Here is a 12,446-nt window from a genome sequence, read left to right as displayed (position 1 = left end):
CAGAAGCTCCACCGGGGCTTTTTTTATGCGATAATAACTGAGGCTTCCTGATGAATAAGTAAAATGGTAACGCCTTTTGGCGCTACCCTTCCTTAATGGCGCATTCTTTTACCTGCGCTGCATTTACCAATATCCAGTTTTCTTCTTCAGACACATTGGTGCCCAATACAATCTTCTTGCTTTTCTGAAGCTGGCTTTCTATCGCTGAAAGTAGTTCAGCAGAAATCACCTTATTCAATATTCTCACAGGCTCGTCAAGCGCATCGGTTTTTATTTCAAGATCGTAAATACCTGAAACAAGTGTCCGGCAAATGATCAGCTCCACATTGTCATCCTGAGCTACACTTTTCAAGGCCTCAAACGCACTGATGATCTGATCCGAATTCCCTGCCTTGAAACCAAGAATGATCGATGGATTCAGCTCCGCTTTGTCACTGTCGTTTGATAAATATATTTCATCAACATCGGCTAATATCGATTCTATTACTAATCTGTCCATAATTTACTTCTTTAGAAATCTATACTGGTAAAAGGAATGAAAGGCTGTATTGTTTGGTTAAAGATTAAAATATAAAATGGCCTTTATGACTAAATCGATATATTAACCACGTTAACAAAAAATCTATGAGTATATTCCTTTTTATGATGGGCGGCGTCAATGTCGGGACCGCCGAAATTATGATTATCCTGCTGGCACTGTTCGTTGTTTTTCTGATCGTAAGGAATATCGTTTATCAACCGAAGGAGTAATGCCCGGAAATAAAAAAACAAGGAACATGAGGTCCCTTGTTTTCTGCATGATATAAAAATTACACTAACGTAGCGTCCAAAGTAATATCCAGATTGTAAGCTTTACTTACAGGACAGTTAGCTTTGGCACCAGCTGTAATTTCTTTAAATTGCTCTTCAGTGATATCAGGAATGCTGGCTTTAAGCACCAGGTTTGAAGTAGTGATCGTGCCTGTATTGGTATCTAAAGTTATTGTCGCTTTAGTTTCCAGCGAAGTTGGGGTAAAACCTGCTTCTGTCAGATCCAGGCTTAATTTCATGGTAAAACAGCCTGCATGTGCAGCTGCCATCAGTTCCTCAGGATTTGTACCAACACCCTCAGCAAATCGGCTGGCGAATGAATATTGTGTCTGATTTAATACAGTACTGTCAGTGGTTAACGTACCTTTACCTTCTTTAATGGTGCCATTCCAAACGGCTGTTGCATTACGTTTCATATTGTCTTTTTTTTAGTTTTATGAGCGTTGAAAATGTTTAATTAAACAATTTAATTCACAGCAAAATTTAGTCCATATTCCGGCCCAGCAATTTAAATCCCCAGGCACATAACAACAACAGCAGTATCAGCCCGATCCATAGCCAGTTATAGCCAAACATTTCTGCCAGATAAAATCCTGCAGATGGGCCAACGACCTGCGATACCGACCAGCTCATCGAATATCCCGCAGCATACTGTCCTCTGTTATGGTCATTCGTGCGGCTCATCACAAATGTATTGATAAAGGGTAGCGCCAGCATCTCTCCGATCGTAAACGTCATGGTCACCAGAACTGCCGAAAGCACAGGTATCATCCCGGGCATTAACAAAATAAGGTAAGACGCGGCAATCATCAGCACCCCCATAATGATATACTGAATGGGCGATTTCTTATTCTCAATTTTGCTGATCATTACCATTTCAAAAAGCGCAATGATCAATCCGTTCGATCCCAGAATCATTCCTATCCAGAATTCATCGATGTGCCATACTTCTTTATAAAAAATAGGAACTACCCTGAAGAGCAGAAAAAAACATGTCGTCAGCATGACATTCAGCAGCAGGAATTTCATAAAAAGCACATCCTTCCATGGCTTGGCTACAGCAGCATGTTGTAGCTTATCAGCAGCAGTTTTCAGTACAGCTCGTCCCGCCGGCAGGACAATAAAAATGGCGATACCCGAAAGTACACTTACACTTCCATCTACAATAAATAACAATGGGTAGCTGAATGAAGCGATCATGCCCCCTATACCACTGCCTATGGCAAAGCCAAGATTATTGCTCAGTCTGTTGAGGGAATATGACCTTGTCAGCGTTCCCGGAGCGGCATACACTGCAATTGCAGCATAGTTTGCAGGTTTAAAGGCTTCGGAGAAGAAACTAATCAGCAAGGTGAAGACACAAAGCATCTCAAAATGGGTAATGGTAGAGAACAGGATAAAAAACACCCCTGAAAGAATCGAAGAATAAATCTGCACAGCACCAAAGCCGATCACATCCGTAAGTTTACCGCCAACTGAAGCACCTACAAGAGAGCCCGCACCAAAAAGCGCAATGATCAGTCCGGCGTCAGACATCGGCCGGTGCAGATATTGTGTCATGTACAGACTCATGAAAGGCACGGCCATACTGCTGCAGCGGTTAATGAACATCACTGTGCTCAGTATCCAGGTTTCGCGGCTTAATCCAGAAAATGACTCTTTATAGGTAGTAACAAGATTGTTTATCATTTTTTGTAACGCTCAAAGAACTCCATCGTTCGCAACATCTGATCCACACGCTGCCTGTTATTTCCTGAACGTGTCAGCTCATGGGTACCCCCCGGATGTCTTACATATTCTACGTCACGTCCCAGCACTTTCAGCGCCTTGTACATCATTTCAGATTGTATAACACCCGTCCTCAGGTCATTTTCTCCATGGAAGATGATCAGCGGGGTATGAATTTTATCCACATAGGTGAACGGGGATTGCGCTTTCAGCAAATCAGCCACATTGCTCTCCCATGGATATCCGCCAAAGTAATTCGGTACCAGCCGCCAGGCATTGCCCTCACCAAAGAATGTACTCAGTTCATACACACCACGCTGCGCGCAGGCCGCCTTAAACCTGTTGGTATGACCTACGATCCAGGCGGTAAGATATCCGGCATAAGATCCTCCGGTAATAAATTGCTGTGTGGTGTCCGCCCAGCCTTCGGCAATGGTAAGGTCCAGTGCTTTAAGGACATCCCTTGTTGGTCCATCCCCCCAGTCTTTCACATTGCCACGCAAAAACGTTTCACCATAGCCACCCGAGCCACGGGGATTGCTATATACCAACCCATATCCCATACCGGTATAGTACTGAAATTCATGCCACATACTTGCCTCCCCTGGTCCCCACATCGCAGAGGGGCCACCGTGGATTTCCAGCATGACCGGATATTTTTTTCCTGCTTCCATCGCTGCCGGTTTCATCACCCAATATTCTACCTCCATGCCCAGCTCATTTGTAAATGTCTTTTTAACAGGAAAATTCAGCTGTTTTGTGGCCAGCCATGCGGTATTCAGTTGCGTAATTACTTTAGGGTTTTTATTCTGCAGATCGGCCAGGTATACTTCAGAGGGATCAGCTACAGTAAGCCTGGTGTATACCAGCTGCGACTTGCTGATGTCAAATGAAGTAATCCCACTATCAAAATCTGATAGTCTTGCTATGTTTTTTGTAGAGAGGTTATATTTGTAAACAACGTTGCCACCATTGGAAGATGCCAGAAAATATACAGATTTATTATCTGTGCTCCAGGTCAGTGCATCCAGATTGCGGTCCATTGCAAGGCTGATTGTTTCCTTGTTGCCAAAATTATAGACAAATGTTCTGCTGATGTTTACTCCTGCAGCAGGCTGCGTTTGATAAATGAGCCATTTGCCATCGGGAGAGATATTTCCCGCATTATAGCGATATGCAGATTCGCTCAAAATCAGTTCCGGCGTTCCTCCCGAAACAGGCATCTTGTAGACAGCCGATTCCTGAGACCTGTCGGGATGCTTTTCAGGGTTCAGATCAGCATTGATCACAAGGTATTTACTGTCAGGACTGATATCAGCCAGGCTATAGCTATAGAAACCGCCTGTCAGGGCTACAGGTTGCGCATCCGCTTTCAGCAATGATAAGCTAAACAACTGAATATATCTCAGCTCGGGATTAGTAGCCGCTTCTCCCTGAAAATTGAGCCTGTTGAACACCTTCGCTTTTTTATCCTTCTCATTTTGCTGTAAATAGGTTCTGATTTCTGCAAGAGAGCCATCGGCATTTCCTTTGGCCTGGTTATGATAGATGGCCTCAGCATTTAGCCCTGGTTTCTCTGCGTTCCACAAGGGAGCGTTTTTAGCAGCATTCAGCACTGAGTCTTTCAGCAGTTCTTCTGTACTGACTGAAGCAGAAAAAATCAGGATTTTTCCATCGGGACTTACAACCGGACTTGCCGTTGCATAACGGAAATCGGTTAATTGTTTTGCTTCCCCACCATTCAGCGGCAGGCTGAACAACTGGGATTTCCCTTTCACTGTTCTTGTAAAAAACAGTTGTTTGCCATCGGCAGACCAGCAGGCTACGGCAGTGTTCTCTTTGTTATTGGTAATGGCACGCGGAGCAGCACTTAAATCTGCCGGGGCCAGAAACCACTGATACTGATAATCATATTCAGACTTCTGGTCATCGTTTGGCACAATTGACTGAACACTATAGATATACCATTTCCCATCCGGAGAGAATTTGATATTTGAAGCAGTTTTAATCTGATAAAGATCACTTACCAGAATCCTGCCCTTTTGCTGGGCCAGGGAGTTGAAAGAAAACAGGAATAAAAAGAGAAAGTAGAGTAGTTTCATATCAAAGAGGTTAATGCCTAAATTTAGAAACATTACCTGAAACTTACATGATCAATTCGAAAAAACAAGAAACTTAATTTTAAAGCTAGCTGCACTTAAGCCGTTTCAGTTCCAAAGAAAATTTGCTGATGGGCATTGCAGATGATTTCCCTGATAGCAGCAGGAAGGTCACTGTTCACACAGAAATCTACTTCCAGTGTTTCCAGATCCAGTTTAAAATGATCGTAGATACTTTCGATCTTGTCCAGCCCCTTCTGAATAGAGTGCAGACAGAAATAATAGCTGTATTCCATCTCCAGATTATTGATCACATTAAAGAAAGAAACATGTAATTTTTGCAGTTCTGTAGCTTCCATGGAAATCCTCTCAGGTCATTTGGTTTAATTCGTTAAATCAAATATAGAGGATTGACCTGCCCCTTCCAATGCGCAAAGTAAATGAAGCTGAAAATAGCTTTTTGTAAAAATGAAAAACAGCTTCGCCGCAAATCAAGGTTTTCAGCAGCTCTTTTCAGCTTAAGATTAATGTTTATCTGGTTTGAGCTACGGGAGCAGATTTCTGCAGAAGTGATGCACGTTGTGGCGTTCTGCTACATTGACCCAATGCTACATAGATCAGTACGAAGATCAAAATGGTAGATAAACAACCGCCACCTAATTTTTTGGCACCCCAGCCAGCAATGATAGTTTTAAAGAAAGAGTTCATAGTTTAGAATTTAGTAATGAACAAGAATCTGGTCATTTAGTTTTAAGCGCAGAAGAAATTTTAAGATCATCCAGGTATTGCTGTACCACCGGGATATCTGCTGCAGCCCAATCCAAGGCAGGCAGTTCTTCAGGCTGAAGCCAGAGAAATGCGGCATGTTCTGTCAGTTTGAGCTCCCCGCTTTTGATGCGGCAGATAAATGGGATCAGCCGGATTGCCGGCTCAGCCTTATGCTCATAAGGTAACATAGGCCTGAGAATTTCTATATCTACCTGCAGTTCTTCGGCAATCTCACGAAAAAGACATTCTTCGGGCTGTTCACCTGATTCCACTTTCCCACCGGGAAACTCCCATTTCAGCGGCAAACGCATGGACATACTTCGCTGAGCAACAAAAACCTTCCCCTCCTGACCTATAATTACTGCACAGCTTACGTCTATCATTGTTCTAAAATAGAAAAATCAGTTTACAAAACAATATGGCTGTCGGCAAACTCTAGTCCGGCGGCGATAAGTCCGGGCTGCTCGTCGGCACATTCCTGCCCTTCGCAGATTACAAGTCAGACAACAGGTATTCCGGCATCCCATTTGGATTAGACCATACAACTAACACACAAACAAATGAAAAGAATAATTTTAGCTGTCATCTTCGGAGTAGCTTCGTTAAGCAGCATCAATACTAAAGCACAGGTGAACGTAAGTATTAACATTGGTTCACAACCACAATGGGGGCCTGCAGGATACAACCATGTAGATTATTATTACCTGCCGGATGTAGACGCCTACTATAATGTTCCTGCCAGACAATATGTGTATCTGAACAACGGTGCATGGGTATGGAGAAACAGTCTGCCATCGCAATACAGAGGGTTCGACTTATACAACTCCTATAAAGTGGTAATGAATACACCTAAACCCTACCTCTCACACCAGACTCATATCAGGGAGTATAGCAGATACAAAGGTTATAAAGGCAAACAGGCGAACATCAGGGATAGTAAAACCACAAGATATGTCAGTACCAGGAACAATCCCGGCAGAGGAAAAACTACTGTAAGGACAAAAACAGTCAGAAACACATCGGTAAAAACCAACAATGGAAGGAATGAAAGGGGTGGCCGTGGCCGCTAAGCTTTCCACAGGTTATCAACATGTAATGTGGAGAAACACAACAACTCATCAAATCTTTTACACATTTCAAAGTATTGATGGTTAATTATTTATAAATGTTATCCACATGATTTGTTAATAACTCAAATCTTATACACAAAAGAAAAGCCGGATAAATCCGGCTTTTCTCATTGTATGAAATGGTTGATATGAGGCTTATTGAACTACAACACCATCTTTGTTGATTTTAATAAAAGCTACTTCAGTACCTTTTTTAACATCGATGTGGTAGAATTGAGTTTTATCAGCATTAGTTACCAGGAATGCAGTAGTTGGTGTCCAGTCCTTATAAGCATCAGCTTTTAAAGTTGTAGTTACAGGAGCAGGAAGCTGATCCAGTTTTACAGGTACTTTCTGAGTGCTATCCTGTTGAACTGTTACCGCTGTTGGCTCTTTAACTTCTGAAGCTTTTACTGTTGATATACCTGCGAATGCTAATACTGTGGCTGTTAAAATGAAATTTTTCATAATGGTTTTTTTTATGTGTTGACCCGAAACCGATGTAAGCTTCAAGTCGCTCGTTTAATTTTTTAATTATCTAATTCGATTAGATATATCGCATAATAGTGCCATCTTTGGCACACCAAAACAATTACCTGATTTTCAGTCAATTAAAAAATTTCATCTTAAATTTACGTGTGGAGGAAGTCCACAACTTGCCGAAAAGAGTGTCAATCCAGTGATACAAACAGCTCCGATTGCATAAGCCAGATGCCATTAACCTTACGCCACATCGCCGAATAATTACCCCGGAACGGTTCAGTTTTGTAATTCCAGCTGCCAGTTTCCCATGCCAGGATGCTACTGTCACCAATGATGATCTCGGAAGGTATCCTTTCAAATACAGGTGGATCTGCAGCGAACATGTCGGTAAACACGGCAACAAGCGCTTTTTTGCCGATGTACTGGCCTCCCTCACCTGAAATCACAACCATATCATCCATCCAGTATTTTGATACACCTGCCACATTATGTTCACGAATGGCGGTGTTAGAATTGTAGCGCGACTGGCGGATAATTTCTATAGCTTCTTTTTCCTGCTGATCCATTGAGATTTGTATTTCATCGTAAAACTAACAAGAAATGTGTGAATTGTACCTCCTTTATCAGCATATTTTCGGTAATTTGCTACATAATATGATGCGATGCTTATAGGAATAATTGGCCTGGGTGACATGGGCAAACTTTATGCAAAACGATTTGCCAAAGCCGGATACCAGGTCTGCGGTTCAGATCTGCCTGAGTTTTATGAAAAATTAGACGAGGAACTTTCCCCGCTGGGAATTGAGCTGATGGTTGACGGAAGTGCTGTTTCCAGAAAATCAGATATCATTATATATGCCGTAGAGGCAGAAAAAATTGCCGAAGTTGTACAAAGATATGGCAGTGCTACCAAGTACGGCGCTATTGTGGCGGGACAGACTTCGGTAAAACATCCTGAGATTGCCGCTTTCGAAGCACATCTTCCAAAAGATGTGAATATCGTGACCTGTCATTCCTTACACGGCCCCGGCTTTGATACCAAAGACCAGACGTTAATTGTGATTCCTTACCGCTGCAATGCGGAAGCCTATATGCGCATGGTGGATGTACTGACGGCACTGGAATCCGATCTGGTAGAAATGAGCGATTACCATACCCATGACAAGATTGTAGCAGACACTCAGGCAGTAACGCATATGGGATTTGAAAGCATGGGCACCGCCTGGAAAAGTGCGGGTTTCTTTCCCTGGGAGAATGCATCTTATTTTGGTGGGATTGATAATGTTAAAATCCTGACGATGCTCAGAATCTTTAGCTACAAAGCACATATCTATGCCGGACTCGCCATATTGAATCCCTATGCGCGCCAGCAGATCAAATCTTACGCACAATCGGAATCGGATCTGTTTAAAATGATGATCACGGAAAATGAGAAAGATTTCCGGGAACGTATCATGAGAGCAAAAAGCTTCCTTTTTCCCGATACCAAACAGTTCCTCTTACTGGATAATGAAATCATGCAGGAGTTTTCGCTGTCTGGAAGTGGAATACCGCGCAGCCCGAATTCACACCTGAGCCTCCTGAGTATGGCCGATGCATGGTATCAGCTGGGCATCAACCCCTATGACAACCTGATCTGTCAGACGCCGCCTTTCAGACTCAGACTTGGAATCGTAGAATACCTTTTTAGAAATGAAGAATTACTGGAAGAATCCATTGAGGCTGCTATCTATAACAAACAGATCCGTACAGATGATCTTGAGTTTCATTCCGCGGTGAGGGAATGGTCATCCATCATTGGATATGGCGATATGAACGGGTATAAACATCATTTCAATGATGCTAAACTTTTCTTTGAAGACCGGCTGGAGCACGGAAGGCTGCAAAGTGCAGAACTGATCAGCAGGTTAAACCGCAGTTACTGACCAGTTCTGTAAACATTTATTTATTCTGCTGCAGGAGCGTGAAATGCCCTTCTGGCAATGAGTTTCCATTCGCCTTTGGTTTTCTTCCATACCAATACAATATTCAAGTGCGGCGCAGCGGGCTTACCGCCATCATTTGTAGTTGCATCTAACTGGTGGCTTACAATGGCAACATCGCCTGTAACGCTAATACTTTGTTTCGTGAGCGCAATGGTCTTGAAATCCGATTTTTTTGTAGAAATCTCTTCTACGAATACTTCCTTGCTCTGAATCTTCCCGCTGGAATGGGCGTAAGTCAAATCACTGGACAGCACGCTTTCCAAATCAGCCTTATTCCCGCTGATCATCGAGGCTCTCAGTTTCTCTACTGCTGCTGCAACGAGCGTTTCATCTTTAGACTGGGCGCTGGCAGCAAAACTGCCGGCAAAAATCAGGAGTATTAATGATAGTTTCTTCATAATTTATATTTGATGATTAAAGTTATAGAATAAATGGGTATGGAGCATAATTAAACCGATTTAATTCGCCGCTAAAAATGAACAGGATTTTTGGAAAATGAACAGAAAATTTCAAAACAGAACGATTATTTTAGTGTTACGCTTCTTACATATGATTATTTTATGACTAATAAACCTCTCCCACTACCTGATAATGAGATAGAAAGAGTATTCAGTCTGGCAGAATTCGATGTTGACTATTCCAATATGGAAGATCAGTTCAAAGATCTGACTACACTGGCTGCAAATATCGCCGGTACCAAAATCTCACTGGTAAATCTGATAGACTCTTTTACGCAATGGACCGTCGCCAACCATGGCCTGCGAACAGGGCAGACGCCCAGAGAAAACTCTATATGTCAGTACACCATCACTGTTGATGATCATTTCGAAATACCCGACCTGACACTGGATGAGCGTTTCAAAGAAAAGGAATATGTGACCGGGCCGCTCCAGCTGAAGTATTATTTTGGTGTGCCCGTTTCAACGCCCGAGGGGCATCATATCGGTGCACTGTGTGTGATTGATGAAGAGCAGAAAAGCCTTAGTCCTGAAAAGATAGAACTGCTGAAACTTGTTGCGTCTGAAGTGGCCAACAGGCTTACTGCTTTAAAAACCATTGATACACTGAAGAAAAGTCTCGCAGAGAGCAGGGAATTGCAAAAGAAGATCGCCCATGAGATCAGGGGACCGCTTGCAGGAATTATTGGTCTTTCCGGCCTGATTGCAGATCAGGGTTCAGAAAGTACGATAGATGATATCCTCGAAGCCGCAGCACAAATCAATAGCAGCAGCAAGGAAATGTTAAGCGCTACCAATGAAATCACGTCAGATATCGAAATTGAACCACTAAAAAAGGAAGAATTCAATCTGCATATTTTTAAAGATAAACTCGAAAGATTATATATTCCGCAGGCTGTCAGCAAGGGGATAGAACTTGAAGTTAATGTGTCTGAGCGAACCAAGTTTGTTCCATTCCTGAAAAATAAGATGTTGCAGATTGCCGGAAATATGATCAACTGCGCCCTCAACTGTACCTCAGAAATGGGCCTGATTACGGTCGACCTGGAAGTAAAGCCTGAGCCTACCTTCAACCTGCTGAAAATTAAAGTGACTGATTCCGGATCTGGAATGAGTGATACAGCTGTTGATCAGCTGCTACTGGGTCAGGAAACAGAGGCTTCAGACCAATGTCATGATAAATCCGGTTTACTACTGGTGAAAAGACTGACTAATGATCTGAAAGGAGAGTTTAAATTACGTTCCATTGATGGCAGCGGAACCATCGCAGAGGTAATATTAAATCAGACCTATGTATAAATATGAATACACATCTTGATATCTTTATAATAAAGATATCAAGATACTTTTATCTACAGATGTCTCTCGATGATGCTTTGCAGCTGATTTGCCGGGATTACGCCAGACTGGCGCCATTTCACTTCTCCACCCTTAAACAGAATCAATGTAGGAACTCCCTGGATCTGGTACTGGTTTGAAACTGCAGGATTTTTGTCGACATCCACTTTCAGTATTGTTGCACGCTCTCCCATCTGTCCCTTCAATTGCTGAAGAATAGGCGCCATCATTTTACACGGACCACACCATTCGGCAGAGAAGTCTACCAGTACGGGTTTTTCTGATTTAATGATATCTGTGAAGTTTGACATGATCTAGGGTTTACGGAATAACATTCCTGAACATGGTATTGTTTTACCCTGTAAAAAAGAAGCGGGGATATCAATTTCTCAACATCCCCGCCATCTAAATTAACGCTCTCGGTAATATAAACGCTCAAAAATTGAAATATTGTGCGTTGACCGTATTTTTTTTAAATTATTTCTTCCTCAAACTTTTTGTATTTGAATACCAGCTGAGAAACCGGGATCAGCAACAAGCCACAAAGTCCGAATACGATGAAGGCAATACGCAAACCGAAGGCATGCGCGAGATAGCCAATCAGCGGAGGACCTAAAAATGTCCCTGTGATATAATAGGTGGCAATAATAGAGATTGCCATTCCTGCGGAATACTTTCGCGAATTGCCCGCCATGGAGTAAGACATCGGAATAACTGAGGCCGTTCCAAAACCTACCAGTGAAAAACCGATCATAGCGATCCAGAAATGTGGAATAATTACAGCCATAGCAATACCGCTGATGATAAAAAGGGCACTCATGAGATATGTTGCTGACATGCCTATTTTTCCTATGATCAGATCGGAAAGAAAACGCGACATCGCCATAAACAACATAAAAATCAAATAACCATAAGTAAAGATCTCTACATGCAGCACCTGCTGGAAATAGATCCCGCTCCAGTCGAACATCCCTCCTTCACAAACGGCCGATAAAAAGGCTACAATACCGAGACACATGATATAAGGATCAGGCTTGCCGATAATGATTTTATTTCCGCTTGCAGAACGATCCCCCTTTAACAAAAACCTGAAGGAATAAACCGCCATCAGTAACGTGATGCAGGCCACAATCATAAAGTGAACCTGTATAGAGGCATTCAAAGCCAGTAGTATAGTAGAAAATGCCACTCCTGCAATCCCTCCGGTACTCCAGAAACCATGAAATGATCCATTGATCTTTTTCGTATACAGCTTTTGTACAGTGATCGCCTGCGTGTTCATGGAAATGTTGAAAATCCTGGAGGTAAAGGCAAATAAAACTACCGCCACCACGAGCGCCACAGTGTTGTGCGTAAAACCAATCAGTGCCATGGCCAGCGAGTTTAAAGCATAACCTACAGTCAGTGGAATGCGGCTGTCATACTTCGACACCAGCCAGCCTGTAATCGGCAGTCCGATCAGTGAGCCTACAGGCATCGCCAGCAGGATAGAGCCCAGCTCGGCATCATTGAAACCAAAGGCCATTTTAATAGTTGGAATCCTCGAGGCCCAGGTAGAAAAGCTGAAGCCTGACATAAAGAAAAATGTACTCAGGAATATCCTGTGGGTATTTTTGGAGATGATATCGTTCATTTATGCCGCAAAGATAAGCAACACAAGTGATTGAT

Annotated in this window: 16 protein-coding genes; 4 read left to right on the top strand and 12 right to left on the bottom strand. The window is 42.7% G+C overall.

The features are described 5' to 3' along the window. Window positions 1-82: 82 nt before the first annotated feature. Complete coding sequence (locus OQY15_RS13535; protein ID WP_265792305.1) at window positions 83-499, bottom strand: hypothetical protein; 417 nt, start codon at window positions 497-499, stop codon at window positions 83-85. Window positions 500-624: 125 nt separating this feature from the next. Between OQY15_RS13535 and OQY15_RS13530 the strand changes: the two genes are divergently transcribed. Continuing rightward, window positions 625-750 carry a hypothetical protein gene (locus OQY15_RS13530; RefSeq protein WP_265792304.1) on the top strand — a complete coding sequence of 42 codons (126 nt, stop codon included), beginning with the start codon at window positions 625-627 and terminating at the stop codon, window positions 748-750. A gap of 59 nt (window positions 751-809) precedes the next feature. Here the strand turns inward: OQY15_RS13530 and OQY15_RS13525 are convergent, their stop codons facing one another. From OQY15_RS13525 to OQY15_RS13500, 6 genes are all read right to left on the bottom strand, one after another. Next, a complete protein-coding gene (locus OQY15_RS13525; RefSeq protein ID WP_265792303.1) occupies window positions 810-1,226 on the bottom strand; it encodes an OsmC family protein in 417 nt (138 codons plus the stop codon). A gap of 67 nt (window positions 1,227-1,293) precedes the next feature. Continuing rightward, window positions 1,294-2,499 (bottom strand): MFS transporter, encoded by a 1,206-nt coding sequence (locus OQY15_RS13520; protein WP_265792301.1) that lies wholly within the window; start codon window positions 2,497-2,499, stop codon window positions 1,294-1,296. Continuing rightward, window positions 2,496-4,640: a S9 family peptidase gene (locus tag OQY15_RS13515; protein ID WP_265792300.1), complete on the bottom strand. Its 2,145-nt coding sequence runs from the start codon at window positions 4,638-4,640 to the stop codon at window positions 2,496-2,498. The genes OQY15_RS13520 and OQY15_RS13515 overlap by 4 nt, the downstream gene beginning before the upstream one ends. 95 nt (window positions 4,641-4,735) lie before the next feature. Beyond that, on the bottom strand, window positions 4,736-4,996 hold the full coding sequence (locus tag OQY15_RS13510; protein WP_265792299.1) for a hypothetical protein: 261 nt from the start codon (window positions 4,994-4,996) through the stop codon (window positions 4,736-4,738). A gap of 172 nt (window positions 4,997-5,168) precedes the next feature. Then, window positions 5,169-5,345 carry a hypothetical protein gene (locus OQY15_RS13505; protein WP_265792298.1) on the bottom strand — a complete coding sequence of 59 codons (177 nt, stop codon included), beginning with the start codon at window positions 5,343-5,345 and terminating at the stop codon, window positions 5,169-5,171. Between the two features lie 32 nt (window positions 5,346-5,377). Next, window positions 5,378-5,788: a (deoxy)nucleoside triphosphate pyrophosphohydrolase gene (locus OQY15_RS13500; protein ID WP_265792297.1), complete on the bottom strand. Its 411-nt coding sequence runs from the start codon at window positions 5,786-5,788 to the stop codon at window positions 5,378-5,380. A 177-nt stretch (window positions 5,789-5,965) separates the two neighbouring features. Here OQY15_RS13500 and OQY15_RS13495 point away from each other — a divergent pair, with 177 nt between their 5' ends. Beyond that, a complete protein-coding gene (locus tag OQY15_RS13495; RefSeq protein ID WP_265792296.1) occupies window positions 5,966-6,475 on the top strand; it encodes a hypothetical protein in 510 nt (169 codons plus the stop codon). A gap of 195 nt (window positions 6,476-6,670) precedes the next feature. On the opposite strand, the gene OQY15_RS13490 is transcribed toward OQY15_RS13495, so the two are convergent. Both OQY15_RS13490 and OQY15_RS13485 read right to left on the bottom strand, forming a co-directional pair. Continuing rightward, a complete protein-coding gene (locus OQY15_RS13490; protein ID WP_265792295.1) occupies window positions 6,671-6,982 on the bottom strand; it encodes a hypothetical protein in 312 nt (103 codons plus the stop codon). Window positions 6,983-7,185: 203 nt separating this feature from the next. After that, window positions 7,186-7,563: a nuclear transport factor 2 family protein gene (locus OQY15_RS13485; RefSeq protein ID WP_265792294.1), complete on the bottom strand. Its 378-nt coding sequence runs from the start codon at window positions 7,561-7,563 to the stop codon at window positions 7,186-7,188. A 96-nt stretch (window positions 7,564-7,659) separates the two neighbouring features. Here OQY15_RS13485 and OQY15_RS13480 point away from each other — a divergent pair, with 96 nt between their 5' ends. Continuing rightward, on the top strand, window positions 7,660-8,922 hold the full coding sequence (locus OQY15_RS13480) for a prephenate dehydrogenase (protein ID WP_265792293.1): 1,263 nt from the start codon (window positions 7,660-7,662) through the stop codon (window positions 8,920-8,922). Window positions 8,923-8,942: 20 nt separating this feature from the next. On the opposite strand, the gene OQY15_RS13475 is transcribed toward OQY15_RS13480, so the two are convergent. Then, window positions 8,943-9,380, bottom strand: coding sequence for a nuclear transport factor 2 family protein (locus OQY15_RS13475; protein WP_265792292.1), 438 nt, complete (start codon window positions 9,378-9,380; stop codon window positions 8,943-8,945). Window positions 9,381-9,542: 162 nt separating this feature from the next. Between OQY15_RS13475 and OQY15_RS13470 the strand changes: the two genes are divergently transcribed. Further along, window positions 9,543-10,739 (top strand): GAF domain-containing sensor histidine kinase, encoded by a 1,197-nt coding sequence (locus OQY15_RS13470; protein ID WP_265792291.1) that lies wholly within the window; start codon window positions 9,543-9,545, stop codon window positions 10,737-10,739. A gap of 53 nt (window positions 10,740-10,792) precedes the next feature. On the opposite strand, the gene trxA is transcribed toward OQY15_RS13470, so the two are convergent. Together trxA and OQY15_RS13460 are read right to left on the bottom strand one after the other, a co-directional pair. Beyond that, entirely contained in the window at window positions 10,793-11,089 is a 297-nt protein-coding gene (trxA, locus tag OQY15_RS13465; RefSeq protein ID WP_265792290.1) for a thioredoxin, read from the bottom strand. A 161-nt stretch (window positions 11,090-11,250) separates the two neighbouring features. Then, entirely contained in the window at window positions 11,251-12,411 is a 1,161-nt protein-coding gene (locus tag OQY15_RS13460) for an MFS transporter (RefSeq protein ID WP_265792289.1), read from the bottom strand. Window positions 12,412-12,446 lie beyond the last annotated feature (35 nt).

This window comes from Pedobacter sp. MC2016-15, from assembly GCF_026239695.1.
Lineage (GTDB): Bacteria > Bacteroidota > Bacteroidia > Sphingobacteriales > Sphingobacteriaceae > Pedobacter.
The sequence above is the reverse complement of the archived record's forward strand: the minus strand, read 5'-3'. Positions and strand labels throughout refer to the sequence as shown.

What these genes read in the sequence shown, in the direction of transcription:
- OQY15_RS13480 (WP_265792293.1), top strand. Translation starts at nt 7,660, where the DNA reads ATGCTTATAGGAATAATTGGCCTGGGTGACATGGGCAAACTTTATGCA.
- OQY15_RS13500 (WP_265792297.1), bottom strand. Translation starts at nt 5,788, where the DNA reads ATGATAGACGTAAGCTGTGCAGTAATTATAGGTCAGGAGGGGAAGGTT.
- OQY15_RS13515 (WP_265792300.1), bottom strand. Translation starts at nt 4,640, where the DNA reads ATGAAACTACTCTACTTTCTCTTTTTATTCCTGTTTTCTTTCAACTCC.
- OQY15_RS13520 (WP_265792301.1), bottom strand. Translation starts at nt 2,499, where the DNA reads ATGATAAACAATCTTGTTACTACCTATAAAGAGTCATTTTCTGGATTA.
- OQY15_RS13530 (WP_265792304.1), top strand. Translation starts at nt 625, where the DNA reads ATGAGTATATTCCTTTTTATGATGGGCGGCGTCAATGTCGGGACCGCC.
- trxA (WP_265792290.1), bottom strand. Translation starts at nt 11,089, where the DNA reads ATGTCAAACTTCACAGATATCATTAAATCAGAAAAACCCGTACTGGTA.
- OQY15_RS13490 (WP_265792295.1), bottom strand. Translation starts at nt 6,982, where the DNA reads ATGAAAAATTTCATTTTAACAGCCACAGTATTAGCATTCGCAGGTATA.
- OQY15_RS13475 (WP_265792292.1), bottom strand. Translation starts at nt 9,380, where the DNA reads ATGAAGAAACTATCATTAATACTCCTGATTTTTGCCGGCAGTTTTGCT.
- OQY15_RS13525 (WP_265792303.1), bottom strand. Translation starts at nt 1,226, where the DNA reads ATGAAACGTAATGCAACAGCCGTTTGGAATGGCACCATTAAAGAAGGT.
- OQY15_RS13485 (WP_265792294.1), bottom strand. Translation starts at nt 7,563, where the DNA reads ATGGATCAGCAGGAAAAAGAAGCTATAGAAATTATCCGCCAGTCGCGC.
- OQY15_RS13505 (WP_265792298.1), bottom strand. Translation starts at nt 5,345, where the DNA reads ATGAACTCTTTCTTTAAAACTATCATTGCTGGCTGGGGTGCCAAAAAA.
- OQY15_RS13470 (WP_265792291.1), top strand. Translation starts at nt 9,543, where the DNA reads ATGACTAATAAACCTCTCCCACTACCTGATAATGAGATAGAAAGAGTA.
- OQY15_RS13510 (WP_265792299.1), bottom strand. Translation starts at nt 4,996, where the DNA reads ATGGAAGCTACAGAACTGCAAAAATTACATGTTTCTTTCTTTAATGTG.
- OQY15_RS13495 (WP_265792296.1), top strand. Translation starts at nt 5,966, where the DNA reads ATGAAAAGAATAATTTTAGCTGTCATCTTCGGAGTAGCTTCGTTAAGC.
- OQY15_RS13535 (WP_265792305.1), bottom strand. Translation starts at nt 499, where the DNA reads ATGGACAGATTAGTAATAGAATCGATATTAGCCGATGTTGATGAAATA.
- OQY15_RS13460 (WP_265792289.1), bottom strand. Translation starts at nt 12,411, where the DNA reads ATGAACGATATCATCTCCAAAAATACCCACAGGATATTCCTGAGTACA.